Source organism: Lutibacter sp. (genome assembly GCF_021647475.1).
Lineage (GTDB): Bacteria > Bacteroidota > Bacteroidia > Flavobacteriales > Flavobacteriaceae > Lutibacter.
Genome location: NZ_JAKIUR010000010.1, coordinates 36,548 through 59,136, shown reverse-complemented (window position 1 = coordinate 59,136; position 22,589 = coordinate 36,548). Strand labels below are relative to the sequence as shown.

The window sequence follows — 22,589 nt, the reverse complement described above, 5'->3', positions numbered from 1 at the left end:
TTTAATGAATGTTTAAAGGATTGTTACTCCTTTTTCAATAAAAGGTTTGAATATTTGATTTTCTGGAGATTCGTCTGTAATTATGGTATTAATTTTGCTAATTGGTGTTACAGGGTATCGTTTAACTCTATTGATTTTATTTTTTGTACAAAGTACAATTATTTCATTACTTGCTTCAATCATGCATTTTTTAATATGAGAAACTTCCCAATTAGGTTCTGTCATTCCATTAGTAATGTTAATGCCTCCAGTTCCCATAAAGCATAAGTCGGCTCTTAATTGTGATATTGAAGACACTACATCTAAGCCTATGGTAACTTGTGCTTGTTTATGTAATTTTCCACCAATAAATATAATCTCAATGGAAGGATGTTCAGTAAGTTGAAGTGCAATTGGGAGGCTGTAGGTGTAAATTGTAGCATTTATATCAGATGGAATAATTTTTGCTAATTGTAGGTTGGTTGTGCTACCACTCATAATTATTACTTGACCATCTTTAATTAGGTTTACTGCTTTTTTCGCAATGATATTTTTTTCTTCTAGGTTGTAATTACTTCTTTCGTGATATGTAAGGGTTTTAGCATCTATAGGAAGTGCTCCTCCATGGACTTTTTTAATCAATCCCTTAGCTGACATTTCATTAAGGTCTCTTCGTATGGTATCTTCAGAAACATTAAGTTCAATGCTTAAATTGGAGGATAATACCTTTCTACTTAGTTTAATTTTATTTAAAATTTGTTGATGCCTTTCTGCTTTTAGCATAATCAATGTTTTATAAGAAATATCAATTACAAAGATGCAATTTATTTTCTTTTCTTGTGGTTTTATTTTATTAGGTGCATCTTATTGTATTGTTAACCGTACATTTTAAAGGGATTATTAAGTTTAATTAATTTTAAAAAGCATAAAAACGCATAAAAACGCTTGTTAATAAGTGTTTTTGTTATATTTTTACCTAATTATTTCTTATTAATGATAAAAAAATGAAATCTAAACTAAAATTAACTAATAACGATATTAGATACCAAGAAGCTGGAAAATTTGAAGAAACAAGATTTGAAAAGATTCATAATGTAGTTTTTGAAGATTCTAATTTAGCTTCAATATTAGTAGCTCAAGAAATTGCTACTTTAATTAAACAGAAACAACTTGAAAACAAATTCTGTATTTTAGGATTGGCAACAGGTTCTTCGCCCATTAATGTATATGAAGAATTAGTTAGAATGCATCGAGAAGAAGGTTTAAGCTTTAATAACGTTATTACTTTTAACTTAGATGAATATTATCCTATGGATAAACAAAACATCCAAAGCTATCATTATTTTATGCATGAACATTTATTTAATCATATTGATATTTTACCAGAAAATATACACATTCCAAATGGACAAATTAAAAGTGAAGAGCTCTATCAATATTGTATTGATTATGATAAGCAAATAGTTGAAGTAGGAGGTTTAGATTTTCAGTTACTTGGAATTGGAAGAACAGGACATGTTGGATTTAATGAACCAGGATCTCATTTAAACTCGGGAACTAGGAGTATTACCTTAGATTATATTACTAGAGTTGATGCTGCACCTGATTTTTTAGGAATTGATAATGTTCCTAAAAAGGCAATTACCATGGGAATTGGCACAATTCGTAAAGCTAAACGAATTGTATTGTTGGCTTGGGGTATTAATAAAGCTAATATTATAAAAAAAACAATAGAAGGGGAAATTTCTTCTATTGTTCCTGCAACATATCTACAAAATCATACTAACACAACTTTTGTTTTAGATGCACAAGCAGCTTCAGAATTGACTCGGATTAAAACTCCTTGGTTAGTAACCTCATGTGCATGGACAAATAATTTAAAACGAAAAGCAGTAGTTTGGTTAAGTGAAAAATTAGGGAAATCTATACTTAAATTAACGGATAAGGATTATAATAATAATGGAATGTCTGGTTTGTTGATGGAAGAAGGTACCGCATATGATTTAAATATTAAGATGTTTAATATTTTACAACATACTATTACAGGGTGGCCTGGAGGAAAACCTAATGCAGATGATACAAATAGACCAGAACGAGCTCAGCCTGCAAAAAAAAGAATTATTATTTTTAGTCCTCACCCAGATGATGATGTAATTTCTATGGGTGGTACTTTTGATAGGTTAGTTGAGCAAGGACATGAAGTTCATATTGTATATCAAACATCGGGTAATATTGCAGTTTCTGATGAAGAAGCACTAAAATTTGCTGAAGTAAGTGAAAATTTAAATTCGTCAAGTAGCGTTCAAAATATTATTAATCTAATTAAGAATAAAAAACCAAATAATATTGATACTATTGAAGTTAGAAAATTAAAAGGAGATATTAGAAAACACGAATCAATAGCTGCGACACGTTATTTGGGTTTACCAGATAATCAAGTACACTTTTTAAATCTTCCTTTTTACGAAACAGGAAATATTATTAAGAATAAATTATCTAAAAATGATTTAGATATTATGTGTAATATTATTGATGAAATAAAACCTCACCAAATATTTGCTGCTGGAGATTTAGCAGATCCTCATGGAACTCATGAAGTTTGTTTAAATGTTTTATTTTTGGCTTTAGAAACCTTAAAATCTAAATCGTATATTAATGATTGTCGGGTATGGTTGTATAGAGGTGCGTGGCTTGAGTGGGAAACCTATGAAATAGATATGGCTGTTCCTTTAAGTCCTGATCAAGTAATAAAAAAAAGACACGCTATTTTTTATCATCAATCCCAAAAAGATGGTGTAATGTTTAAAGGAGATGATTATAGAGAGTTTTGGGTTAGAGTAGAAGATAGAAATGAATTAACTGCTAAAAAATATAACGCATTAGGTTTGGCAGATTATGCAGCTATTGAAGCTTTTAAAAGATATTATATTTAATATTATGCTAAAAAAAAATCTAATTTTTTTATTTTTAATTTCTTCCGTTATTATAAACGCTCAAATTAAGCTTAATAATAGGTTAAATTTAATGCCTTGGCCAAAATCAATTGTTGAAAACCATCAGCAGTTTATAATTAATAATAAATTTTCAATTAGCATAAATGATGCTAAAAGTGAAAGATTAAATAGCCAAACCACTCGATTTTTGCGAAGATTATCAAATAGGACTGGTGTTTTTTTAGATAAAGGTTTTGCTTTAAAGAACAATAATAAAAGTATTACTTCATTAATTATTAATTACAAAATTATTGGGAAATTAAAATTAGGAGTTGATGAATCCTATGAATTAAAAATTTTAGATAATAAAATAAATATAAAAGCCAATACAGATATTGGAGCAATACGAGCTTTAGAAACATTGCTTCAGTTAATCTCTTCTAAAAAAGATTTTTATTATTTTCCTGGAGTTGAAATTCATGATTCTCCTCGTTTTGCATGGAGAGGTTTAATGATTGATGCAGCAAGACATTTTGAACCTGTAAACGTTATAAAGCGGAATTTGAAAGGTATGGCTGCCGTAAAACTTAATGTGTTTCATTGGCATTTAAGCGATGATCAAGGATTTAGAATTCAAATAAATTCTTGGCCTAAATTATATCAAATGGCTTCTGACGGACAATATTATACCCATGAAGAAATTAGAAATGTTGTAAACTTTGCGGACAAATTAGGTATAAGAGTTATACCAGAATTGGATATTCCAGGGCATGCTACTTCTTGGCTAGTTGCGTATCCAGAAATGGCAAGTAAAGACACTATTTATCAGCTACAAAGAAATGCAGGAATTTTTGATCCTACCATAGATCCAACTAAACCAATAACCTATAAAATTTTAGGTGATGTAATTACTGAAGTTTCTTCTCTTTTTCCTGATAAATATTTCCACATTGGAGGCGATGAAAATAAAGGAAAACAATGGGATGCTAATCAAAATATTCAAAATTTTAAAAAAAATCATGATTTTAAAACTAATCATGATTTACAGAACTATTTTAACTCAAAAATACTAGCAATTCTTAAAAAGAATGGAAAAATCATGATGGGCTGGGATGAAATTTTACAACCTACTTTATCTAAAGATGTAGTAATTCAATCATGGCATGGAAAAAAACACATGTTAAAAGCCGCAGCGTTAGGATATAAAACCTTGCTATCAAGAGGATATTATATTGATTTATTAAAATCCGCAGGATATCATTATAAAAATGATCCAATTGATAATCCTGATAGTCTTACAAAAGTTCAATTAAAAAATATTCTTGGTGGAGAAGCAACTATGTGGGGAGAATTGGTGACACCTTTAACGATTGATTCTCGTATTTGGCCCAGAACGGCTGCAATTGCTGAAAGGCTTTGGTCACCAAAAAATATTAATGATGTTAATAATATGTATAAAAGGCTTAAAGTAATTAGTTTTAGGCTTGAAGCACTTGGTTTAACACATATTAGAAATAAAGAGGTTATTTTAAGGAATATTACTAATAATCAGGATATTAGCTCTTTAATGATTTTGTCTAATATCTGTGAACCATTAAAAGGATACAAAAGGAATTATGGAGGTACAGAATATAATACTTTTTCACCTTTTACTTTATTTGCAGACGCTTGTACTGCTGATGCTTCAGATGCTATGGAATTTAAAAAAATAGTTAAACAATTTTTATTAAAACCGAATTTGAAAAATAAAAAAGATATTATTAAATATCTTGCAAAATGGATCTCTAATTATGAAAAATTTGAAACATTAGATAAAAATCCCATTTTAAAAAGCATAGAACTTCCGTATAAAAATTTATCAGATTTATCTAAAATTTTAAAAAGAAATCTTTTAAAAAAATCTAATCACAAACACCTAAAAAAAGCATCTAAATTATTAGTAATGATAAAAAGTCCGTTTGTTGATGTTGAGTTTGTTATTCACGATGATTTAGAAAGACTTTTAAGTTACTTAAAACGTTAGTAGATTAATTTTAAACTTAATAAAAGTATGATACTTACTATAATAATGGCTGTAAATCCAATAATAACATTGAAACGTAATTTTTTTGAGCCTAAAATTAAAGCGTAAATCATTTTAATAAAAGCGTTACTTGCAGTTGCAATTACGGTTGATGACACAATTAAAGGAATACTTATAATTGCAACTTTAGTTTGGAATAAATTTAAAATAAAAGGATCAATATCCGTTACCCCAACTACTAAAGATAAAATATGAATTCCATTATTGCCATAATATTGCATTACTACTTCTGTAACTTTTGCAAAAACAATAAATAATAATCCAAAAACAAAAGCAGTTTTAAATTCCAAAGGGTTTTTGTTTTGAATAAAATGATGTTTAATTATTGTTTTATCCTTATAATTAAAATAGAATCCAACCAAAACACTTACTATAATTAGTGGAATAAAATATTTTAGCAAGGCTAATGCAACAGCTTTATTAAAAATTAATGCTAAAATCAACAATCTAAGATACATCATAGCAGTTGCCATTAAAATACCTGAAGCAATTTTGCCAGTAGCATTATTATATTTACTTTTTTTTGCTAATACAATAGTGGTAGCTGTACTACTGTATAAGCCGCCTAAAATACCAGTTAATAATAATCCGGCTTCTTTAAAAACATATTTTTGTAATAAATAACTAATATATGATATAGATGAAATGGCAACTATGGCAAGCCAAAATTTATAAGGTGAAATATCTATAAACGAAAAAATAGGTTTATTAGGTAATAAAGGTAAAATAACACCAGCTATAATTAAAAATTTAGCAAGTGTAATAAAATCTTGAGGATTAATTTTTTTTGAGAATTCTAGTAAATCTTTCTTAATTTCAAGTAATATTAAAACACCAATAATAATAAGGATTAACAACCAAGGAGGCTGGGTGTACATTAACGGAGCAATAGTATAGGTAATTAATAATGCTATAATTGAAGTAAAACCAGCTGATTTTTTGTTTTTTAATTTAAAATAATAAAAAAGTGCAACTAAAATTGATATAACTACAAAACCAACCAAAAAAGGAATAAAACTTTTTGGATTTAAAAGGTATAAAATGAAACCTAAAATACCAACAAGGGCAAAGGTTCTGTCGGTACCAAATAACTTATCTTCGTCTCTTTTTTTATGTAAGGTTTTTTGTTCAAGTCCAATAAGTAGTGCAAAAACAGTAACTAAAATAAAATTGATAAAATCTTGAGGTATATTTTTATAAAACTCCATAGAATTATTAATTATAACCCGTTGTGCATTTTAGGTTTTTAAACCTACTGTTACGTCAGTTTGAGCCTGCCTGACGGCAAGGCAGGTAATTTTTGATAAAAAATGGTATCGAGAACGGCTGTTTTTAAATAAAAAACCTATTCTCGATACTAATTTTAAGCCTAAAAAGGCTAAAATTCACTCGAATTGACGAAATTTTATCATAATGCACAACGGGTTAATTATAATGTAAAGATACAGCGTTTTGAAAATAAATAATAGATATTTTTAATAATAGTTACAGAAATGAGAGTATTATTAAGAAAAATATTTTGAAAATTTAAATGGATTTTATTCAACTATTATATTTTTTTAAAAAATTAAAACAAATTTTAATTTGAAGCCATCATATTAAAATCAATAGTTAAAATAGCATTTGACATCATTTGAATATCTCCCATACTACTCTCGTTTCCTGTTGTACTCATTACAAAATCATCCGATTCGGCATTTATAGTGTACATTCCTTGAGGAATTCCTATAAATGTATAATTGCCATTTTCATCAGTATGTGTAGTTGTGTAAGTTTCATTATTTTGCATTAATGAAATGCTAACTCCAGCTAAATTTCCTTGGTCATCATGAATGTTTCCAGAAATAGTACCGGCATTGTTCATTGCTACAAAACGCATGGTAGGAGTGAAGGTAAAACCAGTCATACTTAACATCATTCCATTTCCTGCATTTTGATAACTAACACCTTCTAACATAAAAGAATGTTCTACATCAATATCTAATAAGTATTCATTGTCAGAGCCTAATTGAACATTCAACATATGATCTAATGTAATATCAATACTTCCATTTTCATTATTTATCACCATATTAGATGCTCCCATCATACTTCCTCCTGACATGCCATTTTGTGACATATCATAAGAATAAGATTCTCCATTATTTGTTACCATTTCAGAAGAAGACATATATAAACGAATGGTATCATAATCACCCACAGGGATGCTTGCATTTGCTAAAGTTTCTGTTATTCCATTAATCATATCAAGCATATTATAAGTTGTGCTTGAATCCATAATTGTAACAAAAGAATTAGGGTTTGATGAATTACCAATTTCAATTTTATCTATGGTAACATTAGCTTCCATAAATTGATTGTAAGGCATTGGTGCATCGGTTAATTTAAGTGATAAATTTCCGTGTTCTGTTGAATCTGTTGTTGTACAGCTTAAACTCACTAGAAGTAGTAATGCTGAGATAATATATTTTATAAATTTCATTGTATTTAATTTTAATTATTGTTACTCTTTTATTAGTATGTTAATTTAATTATTCAACATACATTGTTTAGTTTTTGGTAATAATTATTAAAATCAAAGTCTAAATATTTCATATAAATTAGAAATATTTTTTATCAAGAGAGGAGGTGAATATTGTATAAAATAATTGGTTGTTTTTTTTAGAAAAGATTCAAAATAATGGATACTATAAAAAAATAATGATGGAGTATAGGCTCTATCTTTTTCTAACTTTATTCTTTTGTGTAACTCAAGAGAGGTACTTTCTTTAATTATCTTTTGATTAGAACAACATGCTTTTTTAAAATAAGATAACTGTGGGTGAGTATCGGAAAAATTCTTACAAGAAATCATCTCTGTTCTGCAAGAAGACATTTGCATTTCACAACTATGCGAAGCGTTATTAGTGAAAGAAATTTCAAAAATGATATTATTACATTTATGTATAGCAACCGAATAAGATGAGGTGGAATATAGTACCAGAACAGTTAATAAAACAGCTATTATTTTTGAACGAGGTTTTACCATTTTTAGTACATTAAATTTAAGTGTGGTTATATAGTTTTTAACGCTACAAATATCGGTTTTATTGTATCAAAATAATGTAATAAAAGTTACATATAGATATGATAGAGTGCATTTAGAATTAGTTTAAATAAGCTTGTATTTAAGTCTTTTTATTGTGTAACAACAAGCTATTTTGGTAAAGTATGTAAGTTTTAAAATATAGTTATTGAAGTATTATTTATTGTAACTTTAGTATCAATAAAATTTTTATTCAATTTTAAAAAGAAAACCTCCGGAAAGAGGTTTTCAAATTCAACAAAAATCAACAACCTAATTAGCCGATTTAATAAAGTCAAAAATCTTTTTAGCTTGATCTTTTGTTAGATTGGCTCTTACTCTCATGTGTAAACTAATTGTACTCCAATCTGTGTCATTATAAGCTGCAGGTGAAGGTGTATTATGACATCTTATGCAGTTTTCACCCCAAAGTTGAGCACCTGATTTATTTTTATAAGTAGCAACTTGTTCTGCAGAACAAGAAACAGTGGTTACAGCCAATATAGTTCCTATTAGCACTACTGCAATTCCAAATATTTTAAATGTTTTCATTCTTGTTAATTTTTTAATTAAAACCCTATTGCCCAATGTAAATAAACACCACTTTCATTAAAATCTCCAATAACGTCATGCCCTCCTTTTCCTGTAATATTTTGATAATTTAATTTGATAAGTGATCTCCAGCTAATCCAATAATTTAATCCAACAGAATATTCTTTTTTGTTAGTTCCCCAACCTGAGCCTTCAGGCGTTTTAAGTTCAGAGTATCTATTTACCAATTCAAGTTTACTAATAAAATTATTACTTGACATAGTTGGTCTGTATGATAATTGGGCATAAAATGAATGGCTTTCATTATTAAAATTTAAGTTTTCAAATACCCCTGGAGTTTCCTCAATAGTATAAATCATATTATCAACTTTAGATTTATTATATTGAGATTTAATATCTACTATTCCTCCTAAACCTGGAATTTGTTTTACAAATGAAAAATCAATAGCATATAAATTAGCGCCTAAATTTTCATAGGCACTATCTGTGTTTCCAACTTTATCAGTAGAATAAAAAGAGAGACCAAATTCAGTAGAATTATTAGAGAAAGGTAATATTCCAATACGACCACCAAAGGCTCTACTATTATTGTTGTCTCTTAAATTATTAAAAGCAAGCATTCCTGCTTCGCTAGGATCTATACCATCGGGAGTTTTAAGTCCAGGGCCATTTGTGTTATAAACGGAATAATTAACAGTTGAGGTTCCTAATCTGAAAGCACCTCTCAATTCAACACCAACTCCTGATCCAGGAGCAATGCCATCATGCCCAAATCCTAAAGGTTTTGTAGGCATTCTGTTTACCCAGCTTGGATGTAAACGCTCCATAAAAGTACCGAAGGGGAGCAAAAATTTACCTCCTCTTATGGTCATATAGTCATTTAAAACATACATAATATCAGCATATTCAAAACCAATATCTAACGAACCCTCATTAATTGTAAATTCTAATTCTGTTTCAAACATTAAACGATCTGAATGTTTAAAAAGAAATATAGGAGCAAAAGTTCCTCCATTAAACGTTGATTCTGTTTTTCCATTTGTTTTAATACTTTCGTATCCCATATGGCCATAACCACGAATCATAAATTGAGTTTTACTTGACTTGAAATCGTTTTGTTGAGCATTTAAGCCGAAGACAAATAGAGATAAAGAACCTAATAAAACTAATTTTTTCATTTTAGTTATCATAAATTATTTTTTAAAGGTTCTTAAATAATTCACTAATTGCCAGCGTTGTTCTTCAGTAAGTAATTCTTTATAGGAAGCCATTGGAGCGTTTCCATTTGTTAATTTCCAAAATAGGACACCATCTGATTGTGCTTGTACTGTTTTTGATGTAAAATTAGCAGGTTTTGGATTTAATGCTGCACCAGCAATACCATCGCCTTTACCTTTTGCTCCATGGCAAATTACACACATACTAGTAAATAACTTTTTACCTTTTTTTATAGCATCGGTATTTCCTTTTAAAGGGTTTTCGATTGCATCTGCACTTTTAGGAGCTACCCAAGTTTGGGCATTAACTGCAAACGTAGCAGATATCAGTAATAATAATGTTAATGTTGTTTTCATAAATTTTAATTTTTATAATTATTCATGTTTTATTGTTATTCAATATTTAATTACAAATTTCTTGAAAATAGAGGACAGGTATATACCGTACAACCCGTATATATTTACAAGTAAAAAAGATACCAACTAACCCTGATACACCCACTAATAGTATGTGCAAAGCAAAGGGGTACTTAACTTTTTAGAATTATACTGTTTTTGAAAATTATGGATAGCTTTTTTATAATAAGCCGTTTTGAATAGCATAATGTACTAAGCCAACAACACTTTTTGCATGAAGTTTTTCCATGATGTGCTTTCTATGTGTTTCTACGGTTCTTATACTTATAAAAAGTTTATCAGCTATTTTTTGATTGCTATATTCCTTTATTATTAACTTTACTATTTCTAGTTCTCTATTAGTTAGGGGAGTTTCACTGGTTAATTTAATTTTATTCGCTGAATTATACTTACTTCTACTATCTTTTTTATTTAAGCTATTTGTTTTATGGTATGCTATATATAAAACACCTGTTTTATTTTTTTCTTTGTCGAAAATATTTGTTTTAGAAAATGAAACAGGTATTGCTATATTTGATTTAGAATAATAAGTGTTATAAATATTTTGCACAGATTCTTCTTTTGATGTTATTGTTTCTTTTTTATTTTCACCGAGTAATATTTTATCAATGGATTTACCTATTAATTCTTTTTCTTGGTATTCTAGTAAGTTTAAAGCGGCTTTATTTACAATTAAAATTTTTCTATTGACATCTGTAATAATCAATATTTCATCAATTTTTTGTATAATACTGTTAAAAAAATCTTTAGAAACCATGTTTTGAGATAAAGATTCAATCATATTGTTGAATAATTTAGCAAAACTATTTAATTCGTCTTGTGTTCGTGTGGTTATTTTTACTTTAGAAGTTAAGTTTCCTGAGGCTATTTTTTTTGCGGCAGACGCTAAAATATCTATAGGAATAGTTATTTCTTTAACATAATAAAATCCTCCAACAATTAAAGAAGTCATTATAATTAACACTAAAATTATGATACTTTTAGAGCTTGAACTTCTAAGCTCCTCATTTAATTTTCTGTATTTACTAATTAATAAAGATGAAGATTCTGATAATATGTCTATTTTTTTTCCTACAGTTGCTATATTATTATCCATAACTTCCATCATTATAGCACCTTGTTTGTTTCCAATAGGATTTTTTAAGTAAAATATTTTATAACTTAACTCTTTTACTTTATAAAGTATGGTTTCTATCTCTTCTAAAAAGTGTTCGTTAAAATGGTTATTTTCTAACGTTAAACAATTTTTTAAACGTAGATTAGTTATAGAATCTAGTTTTTTAAAATTTAATATTTCTACTTTATTACCATGAATTAGATAATCATTTGCAGGCATTAATAGTTCTGTAAAACTCAGCTTTAGCTCTTGTAGGTTTTTGTTTTTTTGAGATTCCTTTAATATAATTGTAGAATTTTTATCAAGCTTATCAGTACTTACAATTCCAATGTATGCAATAACTATATTTAGTATTAACATAGCAATAATTCCAATTAATAACTTTTGGAAAATAGTCATTTTAAGAATGCGTATGTTTACTATTTTTTTCATAAATATAATTATCTAAAATAAACGCATCAGTTTATTTAGGTTTATTGATTTTTCTAATAGTTTTAGAACTTTGGTAGAATAAGGTAAAACCGCTTAAAATGGTTAAAAGTCCTAAAACGGAAAATCCTCTTAATACCCAATTATTTATGTTATCTCTAGTATTGAAATCCATAATATGAAGCATTCATAAAAAATCAAATAATCGCCATTGTTTATTGCGTATGGTTTCAAAACTTCCTTTTTTTGCACTGATATAAATTACACTGTTAGATGGATGTTTAAAACTAACAGCCCAAGCAGGCAAAGGACCTCCTCTATATTGGTAATGCCTGTTTATATTCTGTTTTGTAACATATTCAGTAGTTGTAACATTAGTATTAGGTTTAAATAGCTGTTTTGCAAAATTTATTGCTTCATTTTTGTTTAAGGGAGGTCTAATTTGACCTGTTTTTGCGTTAACCATTACCAAATTGGTATCAGAATATATACGATATACCGTTTTCCCTAAAACATTTGCAAGGTTTATTTTTGATATTTTTTTTGATGTTAAACCCGCATTTAAAACAGCAGTATTTGGTGTTATTAAATTATTGCTTACGTTAACTTTAGCCTCAGGAAAATTTATTAAATGATCTCCATGAATATGATTAATATTAGTCCAGCTAAAATATAAACCACCAATAGTCCAAAAAAAGAACTGAATTCCTATAAATACGCTAAGATATCGATGCGTTTTTCGAACGTAATATTTTGAGCTCTTCATACAATATGTTTAGTTATTATTTTATGCTATCCATTAATCGAACTGCCCAATTTTTAATTAATTTTTTATCACTTTCTGTTAACTTAGCTTTTTTGTGAATTAAAGTATAAGTAAACATTGGCATTTCATCATCAATAACTTGATTTTTAATACTCTTTAATTTATTTTTTTGTTTACGTTTAGAATAAGAGCCAAATTCACTAAAATTTAATTCTTTTTTCCCTTTCTTTATATGATTTTCAAGTAACCAACTAACAGGCTTTATTTTATTATACCAAGGATAATTAGTGTTGTTACTATGGCAATCATAACAAGAATTTTTAAATATTGTTTGAATTTCAGCAGGGAGCGTAAAGGTTTTAGAAATATCCGATTCTGAAATCTGCTGATTTTGATTGCGTTTAGTAGGTATAAATTGAATACCTACTAAAACAACCAATAAAATTAGTAGTAATTTTTTAATAAGACGCATTTAGTTTATTTGTTTTTGTACACTACCACATTTTATCATTTTACTGCCAAAAAATGGATTTTTAATTTCTTTATATTCGCTAAGCCAAATAGCTCCTTTTCCTTCTCCTGCCATAGGACATTTATTTTGATAAAGAGTTTTGCTAGTTCCTAATAAAGAAATTAAATCATTTATATCTACACTTAAATTTTCAAAGTGTTCTCTTTGATGATCAATAGGGCTTTTAATAATATGTTCTGCTTGTTCTTTTGCATCTTCAATAATTTCCATATACTCTTTGTGTTGAGTTTCGCTTAATTTTGACATGTCAAAATTTGAAAAAGCGGTAAGCATCATGTTTCCTCCTTTAGCGGCTTCATCTTTATTATCATTAACTAACGCATTTTTAATTTGTAAATAGCTATCAATTATTGTGGATGTTGCATTATTTTTTTGAGTAGTAGCATCAATATTTCGTTTTTCTTTTGAAGAGTTTTCTCCCATTGTAGCATCATGGTCATGGTCACCATGGTCATGACCATCAGCTTCTTTTATATTCATTTCCTTTGATTGCTTGTTACCACTACTAGGTTCTGTTTGTTTTTTATCATTTTTACAAGCAGTTAAAAATAGAGCTGATAGTACTAATACATAAATTGTTTTTTTCATTTGTTTTGATTTTTAATAGTTATTGTTTTTGATTATTTAAATTTTTACACTTCTTAGTCTAAGCGAATTTGTTATAACTGATACTGAACTAAAGCTCATAGCTAAAGCAGCAATAATAGGTGATAATAAAATTCCAAACACAGGGAATAAAACTCCTGCAGCAATTGGTACACCTAAAATATTATATGCAAATGAGAAGAATAGGTTTTGTTTTATATTTTTCATCACCTCATGGCTTAGATTCTTAGCTTTTACAATACCCTGTAAATCTCCTTTAACTAAGGTTATTTCTGAACTTTCAATGGCTACATCAGTTCCAGTACCCATAGCAATGCCAACGTTTGATTGGGCAAGTGCAGGTGCATCGTTAATACCATCACCTGCCATGGCTACTATTTTACCTTCGGCTTGTAATTGCTTAATAACTTCTAATTTATCTTCAGGTAAACAACCGGCTTTAAAATTAGTTAAATGCAATTCATCAGCTACGGCTTTTGCAGTATTTTCATTATCGCCTGTTAGCATAATTACTTCAACACCTTTATCCATAAGGGTCTTAATTGCTTGTTTACTGCTTTGTTTTATAGCATCGGAGATGCTAACATAACCTACAGCTTTTTTATTTACAGCAATAAATGATACTGTTTTACCTAATTTTTGTTCAGCAATAATTTTGGTTTCTAATTCACTTGGGATAGTAGCCTTTATTTGTAACATCAATTTTTTATTACCTAAAGCTACTTTATTTTTATCAACAGTACCTACAACTCCCATTCCTGCAACAGCTTCAAAATCATCAGCTTTACTGAGTTTGGTTTTATTTTGTTTTGCATAAGTTACAATAGCTTGTGCTAATGGATGTTCACTATACTGATTTAAAGAGGCAATTTGTTGTAATAACTTTTTTGAATCACCTTCTAAAGCAACTACACTTTCAACTGAAGGTTTTCCTTCTGTTAGGGTTCCTGTTTTATCTGTAATTAAAACATTTACTTTATTCATGGTTTCTAAAGCTTCTGCATTTTTAATAAGAACACCACTTTGAGCTCCTTTACCAACACCTACCATTACGGACATTGGTGTTGCTAAACCTAAAGCACAAGGACAAGCAATTATTAATACTGCAACTGCATTAACAAAGGCATAAACTAATGCTGGATTTGGTCCAAAATTTGCCCAAACGATAAAGGTAATTATTGAGACACCTACTACAATTGGTACAAAATATTTTGAAATAGTATCGGCTAATTTTTGGATTGGAGCTCTTGAGCGACTAGCATCGCTTACCATTTGAATAATTTGTGCTAATAGTGTTTCTGAACCTACACGTTCGGCCTTCATAACAAAAGATTGTGTGCCATTTATAGTTCCTGAGCTCACTTTATCATCTACAGTTTTATCAACAGGAATAGGTTCACCTGTAATCATAGATTCATCAATACTACTTTTACCTTCTGCAATAACACCATCAACAGGTATTTTTTCTCCTGGTTTAACACGCAATAAATCACCTGCTTTAATATCGTGAATTGAAACTACTTTATCTTCTCCATCAATAACCAAAGTAGCTTCTGAAGGGGCTAATTTTAATAATTCTTTAATGGCTCCACTTGTTTGGCTATGGGCACGTGCTTCTAACAACTGACCTAGCAAAACTAAGGTTAAAATAACAGCGGTTGCTTCAAAATATAAACTTACATCACCAGATTTACCTCTAAATTCTTGTGGAAAAACATCTGGAAAAAACAGCCCAACAATACTGAATAAAAAAGCTGCTCCTGTACCAATTCCTACAAGAGTAAACATATTTAAATTCCAAGTAATAATTGATTTCCAAGCACGTTCAAAGAACACCCAACAAGTTACAAATACCACAGGAATTGTTAATAGAAATTGAACCCAATCCCAATAATATTGTGGCATAATTAATAATAAAGGGTTTTTAGGTAAATACATTGCTAAAGAAATGAGTAAAACAGGTACAGAAAGTATGGTCGATAATTTCATTTTTTTAGCCAAATCCTTATATGTTTTTTGTTCTTCACTTTCATCAGGTTCCATAGGTATTAAATCCATACCGCAAATTGGGCAAGCTCCGGGGGCATCTTTAATTATCTCCGGGTGCATAGAGCAGGTAAATTTAGTTCCTGTAGCAAGTGTAGGTTGTTCAATTAAATCCATACCACAAACTGGGCAACTGCCTGGTTCATCGTAAGTTTTATCGCCTTCGCAGCCCATAGAACAATAAAAAACGCCTTTTCCTTTGTGTGCATGATTATGCTCATGATTATGAGCGTGTTCATGATTATGGCTATGTTTTGCTACTTTATTTTCTGAATCTTTTGCACTTTTAACAACTAATTTCATTTTGCATTTTGGGCAAGTTCCTGGGTTGTCATAGGTTTTATCTCCTTCGCAGTGCATTGGGCAGATATATTCAACAGTTTGTTCTTTTAAGTGCATACCACAAACTGGGCAATCGCCTGGTTCGTCATAAGTTTTATCGCCTTCACAATGCATAGGGCATTCATAAACGGCTTTATTAGTTTCTTCAATTTTTTCTTTTTTATCTTCTGAAGAGTCTTTGACTTTAATGGTGTAATGTAAACCTGCCAATAATAGCGTTTGTTGAAGTTTTTCAATAGAAACATGTGATGTCATTTCTACTGTAGCTTCTTCTTTATCTAAATTTACTTGTACTGCGGTGATTTCTTTTAAATTACTTAAAGCACTTTTAACGTCGGTTTCGCAACCTACGCAAGTCATTCCAGTAATTTTGTATGTATGTTTCATAATAAGAATTTTTTAATCATTTAATAGGTATCAAACTTATAAAATACCTATATAATTAAGTTATGGTTTATTGGTAATTAATTATAATATTTTGATAATTACTCATTTATAAGTTGTATTGTAAAATATGAGCCAGAATTTTCAACAAATTTTTGAAATATAATACCTTTTGAAGTATTTAATATTTCTTCTGATTTATAGCTAATATTTGAAATATTAACCCCAGCCACGTTTATTTTTATATTAATTTCACCAGATATGGTATATGTATTATTGTTTGTTTTTTTTATTGTTCTATTTCTATAGTCCATATTAGTAATAGCGGTAACCCCTAAAAAACCTGTTTTATAAGTGGCTGTAATTTTATAATCATCAAGAGAATTTATTTTTTGAAAATTATTAGGATATAGAGGTTTTTTACTCAACACATTAATATTAATTTTTTTAGAGGGTTTGTTTAGAAAAGGGATGATACCCATAAAAATACTTCCTTCTTTTCTGTTACAACTATATTTAGAGGTTTCTTCTTTTTTTAGTTTTCCTTTGCTATCAAATTTTTTCATATTTATTTCTAAAGAGAATACATTATTATTTTCAATGATGTTTCCTACTTTAATATATTGATAATCTAGTATTTTATGATTTTTATCAAAATTTGTTTTTTTAAATTGTTTATTCTCTATTTGATACATTAACATTCCTTTAGGGCTTTGTGAGTACGTTTCAAATTGAAATAACAGCACAAAAAGTAGTAGAGTAACAATTATTTTATTTTTTAAATTCATAAGTATGTTAATTCAATAATTTTATAAATTTATGATTTCTTTTCCATTTTAATATAGTGAAAAGCTTCTTTTATGGTTAAAGGCTTAGTTGAGTTTCCGGTTCTTATATAAAATATGGTGTCTTTACCTTTTGTTAAGTAAACGGGTTCATCAACTTCATCTATAGCTATCACACAAATTGTTTTTTTATCTAATTGGTGAAAATAAACAGTACAATAAAAACAATATTCTTTACCGATGTACTTTGAAATTAGTTCATAAATTTTTTGTTCAAAACCATCCGTATTTTGTTGTTTTAGAGTCCTAAAATCTTTTTCTAAGCCAAGTATTTCTTTATTGTCATTTACGCCAATAATTAATTTTCCACCCTTTGCGTTCATAAAACCAGCTAGCGTTTTAGCTATAACTACTTCTAAATCAAGATTAGTTGTTTTTTGTCTAAAATCATATCTAACAGACGATTTTAACTCAATAAACTGGTTTTCACCTTGGTTAATCAATTTTAGTAGATCTTTATTTAATAGTTGAATGTGTTTGTTTAGCTTTTTACTATTTTGCTTATATAATCCGAAAATTAAACCTGTAACGCCTCCCATTATTGAAAAAATAAATGACATTTCAAGCATTTTGTAGGAAAAAGAATGCTCTGTTCTATGGCTTAAAACATTTAAAAATGAGGAAAAAGTAAGAGGTTCTTTATTAAATTCATACCAATATACAATCATAGTAAGTGGATGAAAAAGCAGGTAAAAAATTAAAGCACCAAATATGGTATGTAATATAACAACCCTTTTGTCGGCTAATCTACTTAATACCCTGGTACCAGTTTTCATTTTTTAATAGTATAAAACCAACAAATTTTTTGGTTATTTTTCTTCTGTTTTTTTACCAGATAGTGCATTGTAAAAGGTAGCAATACTAACACCAATTAACCAAAAAAGGATAAACGTTTGCAAAAGACCTATAATGGAATTAATTAGAGGTATATTCATTCTAATTATTGAAGTTGTATCTAAACCATGTAAAAAATTATTAAAAATTAATATAGTATTTTTTTGTCCTAGACTAAACATTAATATTGCACAGCCAATATATAAAAGTGCCCCTGTTAAACCACAGGCTATTCCCATTTTTTTAACATTAATTTTATCCATTTTTTTTTAATTTAGGTAAGTATTTAAATTATTGTATAAAGTATAATTTAGCATTATTAAAATATGCTGATAATTAATTATTTTTAAACTTTCTAATAATTAAGCGATTACTTTTATCGTATGAGAAATAACTTATTGTCCAATTTAACCCAACCAATAGTTTGTTTTTAAAACCACTAATAGACATTAAATGAACAAAAGACCATAATAACCACGCAAAGTATCCTGTAAATTTTAATTTTCCTAAATCGGCAACGGCTCTACGTTTACCAACAGTTGCTAATGATCCTTTATCAATATATTTAAATGGTTTTATGGGTTTTTCATTAATTATTTTAAGAAAATTTTCAGCTAAATATTTTCCTTGTTGAATAGCTGGTTGTGCTACTTGAGGATGACCTTTAGGAGTTTTATCTGTTATCATTGCAGATACGTCACCTATAGCATAAATATTATTAAAACCTTCAATTTTTAAATTCTGATTTACTTTTAGTCGGTTCCCTCTAACAATATTTTTTTTGTCAATTCCATCGGGGAATTGTCCTTTTACACCAGCAGCCCAAATTAAGTTTTTAGCATGTATTTCTTTTCCACTTTTAGTTTTAACGATATTTCCATCATAATCTATAACAGCTTCATTTAATAGTACATTTACATCAAGTTTTTTTAGATATTTTAATGATTGAGAGGAAGCTTTATTAGACATAACACCCAAGATTTTATTAGAAGCTTCAATCAAATATATCTTCATTATTGAAACTGAAAATTCTGGATAATCTTTTGGGATAACATATTTACAAAACTCTGCCAATGCACCAGCCATTTCAATTCCGGCAGGTCCACCACCAACAATTACAAAATTAGTTAGTGCTTCTTTTTCAACCTCGTCACAGGTTATGGTAGCTTGTTCTAGATTTTGCAACATCATGTGGCGTATATTCAAAGAATCTCTTATATCTTTTAGTCCTAAACTATTTTTTTGAACAGATTTTAATCCAAAAAAATTAGTAGCTGTACCCGTTGCTAATACTAAATAATCGTAGGTAATTAATCCTTTGCTAGTGTAAATGGTATTTTCTTCTGGTTTAATTTGTAATACTTCAGTAAGTCTAAAGCTAACGTTTTTATAACCAGCTATTTGTTTTCTTAAAGGAAAGGCAATGCTATCAGGTTCTAATCCACTTGTTGCAACTTGATATAAAAGCGGTTGAAATTGATGGAAATTATTTTTATCAATTAAAACTACTTGTATGTGTTTATTTTTTAATTTTTTTACTAATTCTAATCCAGCAAAACCACCTCCAATAACCACTAACCTTTTTAGTGCTGTCTTTGGCAAACAGATGGTTTCTGAGGAGCAACATTCTATGTTTTCACAAACATTAGATGTACAATCATTTCTCATTGTGTTATGTTTTAGGTAGTTTCACTAAATTAAAATTCAAATCAAAATCAACAATCAATATTTTAGAGTTTTATAAACTCATTATAATTTTTTTCTGAAGCAAAATAAAGAACATCACTTTTGCTATTTGGTTTTAAAACAATATAAGCGGTAGCTTTATCAACCTTTTCACCTGTTAGAGGATCTACACCAAACCGAACGCCATTTAAATTATTTTTAAGTTTTGATACGCAACCTTGACAACATCCATAATATGTTTTTCCATCAACTATAACGGGAATTTGTTCGGTTCTCATAAATGCATTATTTACATAACAAACTTCGCTAGATTTTAGTTTTGCTCCTTTTTTGTTAGCAGTAATAGCTTTTTCTTTTTGAATAGTTGTTGCTTTATTGCTGTTCTGTTTTTTTGTTTGATTGGTTGTGCAACTACTTAAAATAATGCTTAAAATAAGTACAGTTGTTCCTAATAAATATTTTTTAAATTTCATAAATATTAATTTATAAATTAGTGCCTGCAAAAGAAAAGAGCGTATTTTTAAAGAGTGAAATACTCAAAACCATTTATTTAATATGAGGTTATACACTCTTTTCTTAACAGGTCTTTAAAATGTTTTAATGTTTATGTTTCATATTGTGATCCATTTTCTTTTCTTTCATATTTTTCATCATTTCAGGATTCTTCATCATTGCACTCATTTTTGCTAACATTTCAGGGTTTTTTATCATCATTTTCATCATTTTAGTTTTCATTTCAGGATTAGCATTCATCATTTTCATCATTCCTTCTTTAGATCCCATATGTTTCATACCATCTCCTTTCTTCATCATTTTCATCATTCCTTTATCCTTCATCATCATCATATGCATTTTGTTACGCATTGTTTCGTTTTCCATCATTGCCCCCATCATTTTATCCTTCATACCTGGATTTTCTTTCATTGTTTGAGACATGCTTTGTTGTTGCATATCCGCTTTTTTCATAGTATCCATATTTTGACTATTTCCGTTTAAACTTATTAGTCCTACAATTGTTAAAATAAATGCTATTTTTTTCATGATTATTTTGTTTTAAATTATTATTATTTTTTATTACTTAGTAAAGGTACTTTTAAACCTTTTTTTATTTATATAGTATTATGGGTGATATCTATAAAATTTTATCTAAAGACTTTCTATTCCAATTAGATAGCTTTTTGTAGGTACTCATACTCATGCCTGTTATTTGTTTAAATTGATTGGATAAATAATTAACACTACTGTATCCTAAATCGTATGATATTTGAGTGAAATTTAATTGCCCAGTTTGTATTAACTCTTTGGTTTTTTCAATTTTAAGTAAAATAAAATATTTTTCAATGGTAATTTCAAGTGTATTTGAAAATAATTTACTTAAGTAAGTATAATCTTTTTGTAATTTATTAGCTAAAGTAGCTGATAAATTAGTTGTCATTTCAATAGGAAGGTTACTAATAATTTCGACTAAAACAGCTTTTATAGCTTCAATAATTTTAGTGTCATCATCAACAATTAGTTCAAAATTATGTTTTATTAATGTATTTTCAATACTTTGTAACGTAATTTTGTGTTTAGGATATTTAATAATTGCTTTTCCTAATTTTAATTCAACAACAGTTGCTCCCAAATTTTCTAATTCGGTTTTGACAGTACTTATACAACGGTCACATACCATACCTTTAATACGTAATTCTATAAGATTTAAAGTTTTCAAAGTTTTAAGTTTTAATTATTTTCCATCTCTTACTCTGATTCTACTTTCTACGTTACTAACATATATTAATCCATCTCCTCTATAACCTGTTCGGGCATGTGTTTTAATAACGTTTATAATTTTATCAACATCTTCTTTATTACATACTATTTCCATTTTTACAACTTTATTATGTAGAAAAGGAAAATCTAAACTTGGAAATTCAGTTTTAGGATCGGTATAGTCTCCAACACCTTCACCTTGAAAAACGGTAAAACAACAGTATTGTTCTTTTTTGAGATTTTCAGCAACTGCGTTTAATCTTTCGGGACGTATAAATGCTTTAATTTCTTTCATAATTTTACTTTTTAAAGGGTTATTTTGAATTATTTACAAATCCAAAACAACCCAGATATTTTAGATAGACTTGAATGTTTCTTTAACACTACCACAATTAGACATTGAGCTTTTTGTTCCCATATAAGGATTTACAATGTTTTTTGAATTTGAAAACCAATAAGCTCCAGCTCCATTTGCCATTGGGCAAAAGTTTTTGTAAACTTTTCCTTTTGTAATGTTATCTTTAAAAAGAGGCTCCATTGAAGTGGTTAATTCTGCAAATAATTTACGTTGTCCTTTTAAATCAGTACTTTCGGATAGCTTATTAGCTATAGCAACAGATTTTGTTGCTTTTCCATAATTATTTAAAATGTTTACTAACATTTTTGACATCATTTTTACTTTTTGAGTATTCAATTTTGTCAATGCAGTATTAATCATTATATAATGCATATATGCTTTATTTAAATTAGCATCGTTAAATTGGGCTTCAGCACCTTTTTGTTGCATCATATTCATGCTGCTTTTATCATGCTTCATCTTCATCATTTTGCCACTATCAGTTTTCATATTCATCTTACTATGGTCATGATTTTGTTGTGCATAGTTTAAACTTGAGATACCTATTGCAAAAACAATTGCAAAAACGGATTTTAAATTTATTTTTTTCATATGATTCTATTTTAAGTTGTTATTGTTTAATTTTAATGTATATCCGTTTTGTA

General features: G+C 28.3%; 23 protein-coding genes. 2 read left to right on the top strand and 21 right to left on the bottom strand.

Going from position 1 to position 22,589, the window contains the following annotated elements; all coding sequences use genetic code 11:
* Positions 1 to 12 precede the first annotated feature (12 nt).
* Complete coding sequence (locus tag L3J60_RS04070; protein ID WP_291974213.1) at positions 13 to 762, bottom strand: DeoR/GlpR family DNA-binding transcription regulator; 750 nt, start codon at positions 760 to 762, stop codon at positions 13 to 15.
* A 221-nt stretch (positions 763 to 983) separates the two neighbouring features.
* Between L3J60_RS04070 and nagB the strand changes: the two genes are divergently transcribed.
* Both nagB and L3J60_RS04060 read left to right on the top strand, forming a co-directional pair.
* Positions 984 to 2,912, top strand: coding sequence for a glucosamine-6-phosphate deaminase (gene nagB / locus L3J60_RS04065; RefSeq protein WP_291974212.1), 1,929 nt, complete (start codon positions 984 to 986; stop codon positions 2,910 to 2,912).
* A gap of 4 nt (positions 2,913 to 2,916) precedes the next feature.
* The gene (locus tag L3J60_RS04060; protein WP_291974211.1) at positions 2,917 to 4,935 is read left to right on the top strand and encodes a beta-N-acetylhexosaminidase; all 2,019 of its coding nucleotides are present in this window, start codon (positions 2,917 to 2,919) and stop codon (positions 4,933 to 4,935) included.
* On the opposite strand, the gene L3J60_RS04055 is transcribed toward L3J60_RS04060, so the two are convergent.
* The 20 genes from L3J60_RS04055 to L3J60_RS03960 all read right to left on the bottom strand — a co-directional run bounded on the left by L3J60_RS04055 (position 4,932) and on the right by L3J60_RS03960 (position 22,536).
* Positions 4,932 to 6,203 carry a DUF4010 domain-containing protein gene (locus L3J60_RS04055; protein ID WP_291974210.1) on the bottom strand — a complete coding sequence of 424 codons (1,272 nt, stop codon included), beginning with the start codon at positions 6,201 to 6,203 and terminating at the stop codon, positions 4,932 to 4,934. The two genes, L3J60_RS04060 and L3J60_RS04055, sit on opposite strands and share 4 nt — an antisense overlap.
* Positions 6,204 to 6,574: 371 nt before the next feature.
* A complete protein-coding gene (locus L3J60_RS04050; RefSeq protein WP_291974209.1) occupies positions 6,575 to 7,477 on the bottom strand; it encodes a DUF4382 domain-containing protein in 903 nt (300 codons plus the stop codon).
* 855 nt (positions 7,478 to 8,332) lie between these two features.
* Positions 8,333 to 8,611: a cytochrome c gene (locus tag L3J60_RS04045; RefSeq protein WP_291974208.1), complete on the bottom strand. Its 279-nt coding sequence runs from the start codon at positions 8,609 to 8,611 to the stop codon at positions 8,333 to 8,335.
* 17 nt (positions 8,612 to 8,628) lie between these two features.
* Entirely contained in the window at positions 8,629 to 9,801 is a 1,173-nt protein-coding gene (locus L3J60_RS04040; protein WP_291974207.1) for a porin, read from the bottom strand.
* 3 nt (positions 9,802 to 9,804) lie between these two features.
* Positions 9,805 to 10,185 carry a cytochrome c gene (locus L3J60_RS04035; RefSeq protein WP_291974206.1) on the bottom strand — a complete coding sequence of 127 codons (381 nt, stop codon included), beginning with the start codon at positions 10,183 to 10,185 and terminating at the stop codon, positions 9,805 to 9,807.
* 220 nt (positions 10,186 to 10,405) lie between these two features.
* Positions 10,406 to 11,794 carry a LuxR C-terminal-related transcriptional regulator gene (locus L3J60_RS04030; RefSeq protein WP_291974205.1) on the bottom strand — a complete coding sequence of 463 codons (1,389 nt, stop codon included), beginning with the start codon at positions 11,792 to 11,794 and terminating at the stop codon, positions 10,406 to 10,408.
* A gap of 31 nt (positions 11,795 to 11,825) precedes the next feature.
* Positions 11,826 to 11,966, bottom strand: coding sequence for a hypothetical protein (locus L3J60_RS04025; RefSeq protein WP_291974204.1), 141 nt, complete (start codon positions 11,964 to 11,966; stop codon positions 11,826 to 11,828).
* 12 nt (positions 11,967 to 11,978) lie between these two features.
* The gene (locus L3J60_RS04020; protein ID WP_291974203.1) at positions 11,979 to 12,557 is read right to left on the bottom strand and encodes a hypothetical protein; all 579 of its coding nucleotides are present in this window, start codon (positions 12,555 to 12,557) and stop codon (positions 11,979 to 11,981) included.
* A 16-nt stretch (positions 12,558 to 12,573) separates the two neighbouring features.
* Entirely contained in the window at positions 12,574 to 13,029 is a 456-nt protein-coding gene (locus L3J60_RS04015; protein ID WP_291974202.1) for a heme-binding domain-containing protein, read from the bottom strand.
* Positions 13,030 to 13,677: a DUF3347 domain-containing protein gene (locus L3J60_RS04010; RefSeq protein ID WP_291974201.1), complete on the bottom strand. Its 648-nt coding sequence runs from the start codon at positions 13,675 to 13,677 to the stop codon at positions 13,030 to 13,032. It lies immediately after the preceding gene.
* Positions 13,678 to 13,713: 36 nt separating this feature from the next.
* Positions 13,714 to 16,470, bottom strand: a complete 2,757-nt coding sequence (locus L3J60_RS04005; RefSeq protein ID WP_291974200.1) for a heavy metal translocating P-type ATPase — start codon at positions 16,468 to 16,470, stop codon at positions 13,714 to 13,716.
* A 98-nt stretch (positions 16,471 to 16,568) separates the two neighbouring features.
* Positions 16,569 to 17,255 (bottom strand): hypothetical protein, encoded by a 687-nt coding sequence (locus L3J60_RS04000; RefSeq protein WP_291974199.1) that lies wholly within the window; start codon positions 17,253 to 17,255, stop codon positions 16,569 to 16,571.
* Positions 17,256 to 17,284: 29 nt separating this feature from the next.
* A complete protein-coding gene (locus L3J60_RS03995) occupies positions 17,285 to 18,088 on the bottom strand; it encodes an ATP-binding protein (protein ID WP_291974198.1) in 804 nt (267 codons plus the stop codon).
* Positions 18,089 to 18,121: 33 nt separating this feature from the next.
* Positions 18,122 to 18,409 (bottom strand): DUF5676 family membrane protein, encoded by a 288-nt coding sequence (locus L3J60_RS03990; protein ID WP_291974197.1) that lies wholly within the window; start codon positions 18,407 to 18,409, stop codon positions 18,122 to 18,124.
* Positions 18,410 to 18,482: 73 nt separating this feature from the next.
* Positions 18,483 to 19,814, bottom strand: a complete 1,332-nt coding sequence (locus L3J60_RS03985; RefSeq protein ID WP_291974196.1) for an NAD(P)/FAD-dependent oxidoreductase — start codon at positions 19,812 to 19,814, stop codon at positions 18,483 to 18,485.
* Positions 19,815 to 19,876: 62 nt separating this feature from the next.
* Entirely contained in the window at positions 19,877 to 20,305 is a 429-nt protein-coding gene (locus L3J60_RS03980; RefSeq protein ID WP_291974195.1) for a hypothetical protein, read from the bottom strand.
* A 124-nt stretch (positions 20,306 to 20,429) separates the two neighbouring features.
* On the bottom strand, positions 20,430 to 20,873 hold the full coding sequence (locus L3J60_RS03975; RefSeq protein WP_291974194.1) for a hypothetical protein: 444 nt from the start codon (positions 20,871 to 20,873) through the stop codon (positions 20,430 to 20,432).
* A gap of 91 nt (positions 20,874 to 20,964) precedes the next feature.
* On the bottom strand, positions 20,965 to 21,546 hold the full coding sequence (locus L3J60_RS03970; protein ID WP_291974193.1) for a helix-turn-helix domain-containing protein: 582 nt from the start codon (positions 21,544 to 21,546) through the stop codon (positions 20,965 to 20,967).
* A 15-nt stretch (positions 21,547 to 21,561) separates the two neighbouring features.
* Positions 21,562 to 21,882, bottom strand: coding sequence for a P-II family nitrogen regulator (locus tag L3J60_RS03965; RefSeq protein ID WP_291974192.1), 321 nt, complete (start codon positions 21,880 to 21,882; stop codon positions 21,562 to 21,564).
* 60 nt (positions 21,883 to 21,942) lie between these two features.
* Positions 21,943 to 22,536 (bottom strand): DUF3347 domain-containing protein, encoded by a 594-nt coding sequence (locus L3J60_RS03960; protein WP_291974191.1) that lies wholly within the window; start codon positions 22,534 to 22,536, stop codon positions 21,943 to 21,945.
* Between the last annotated feature and the right edge of the window lie 53 nt (positions 22,537 to 22,589).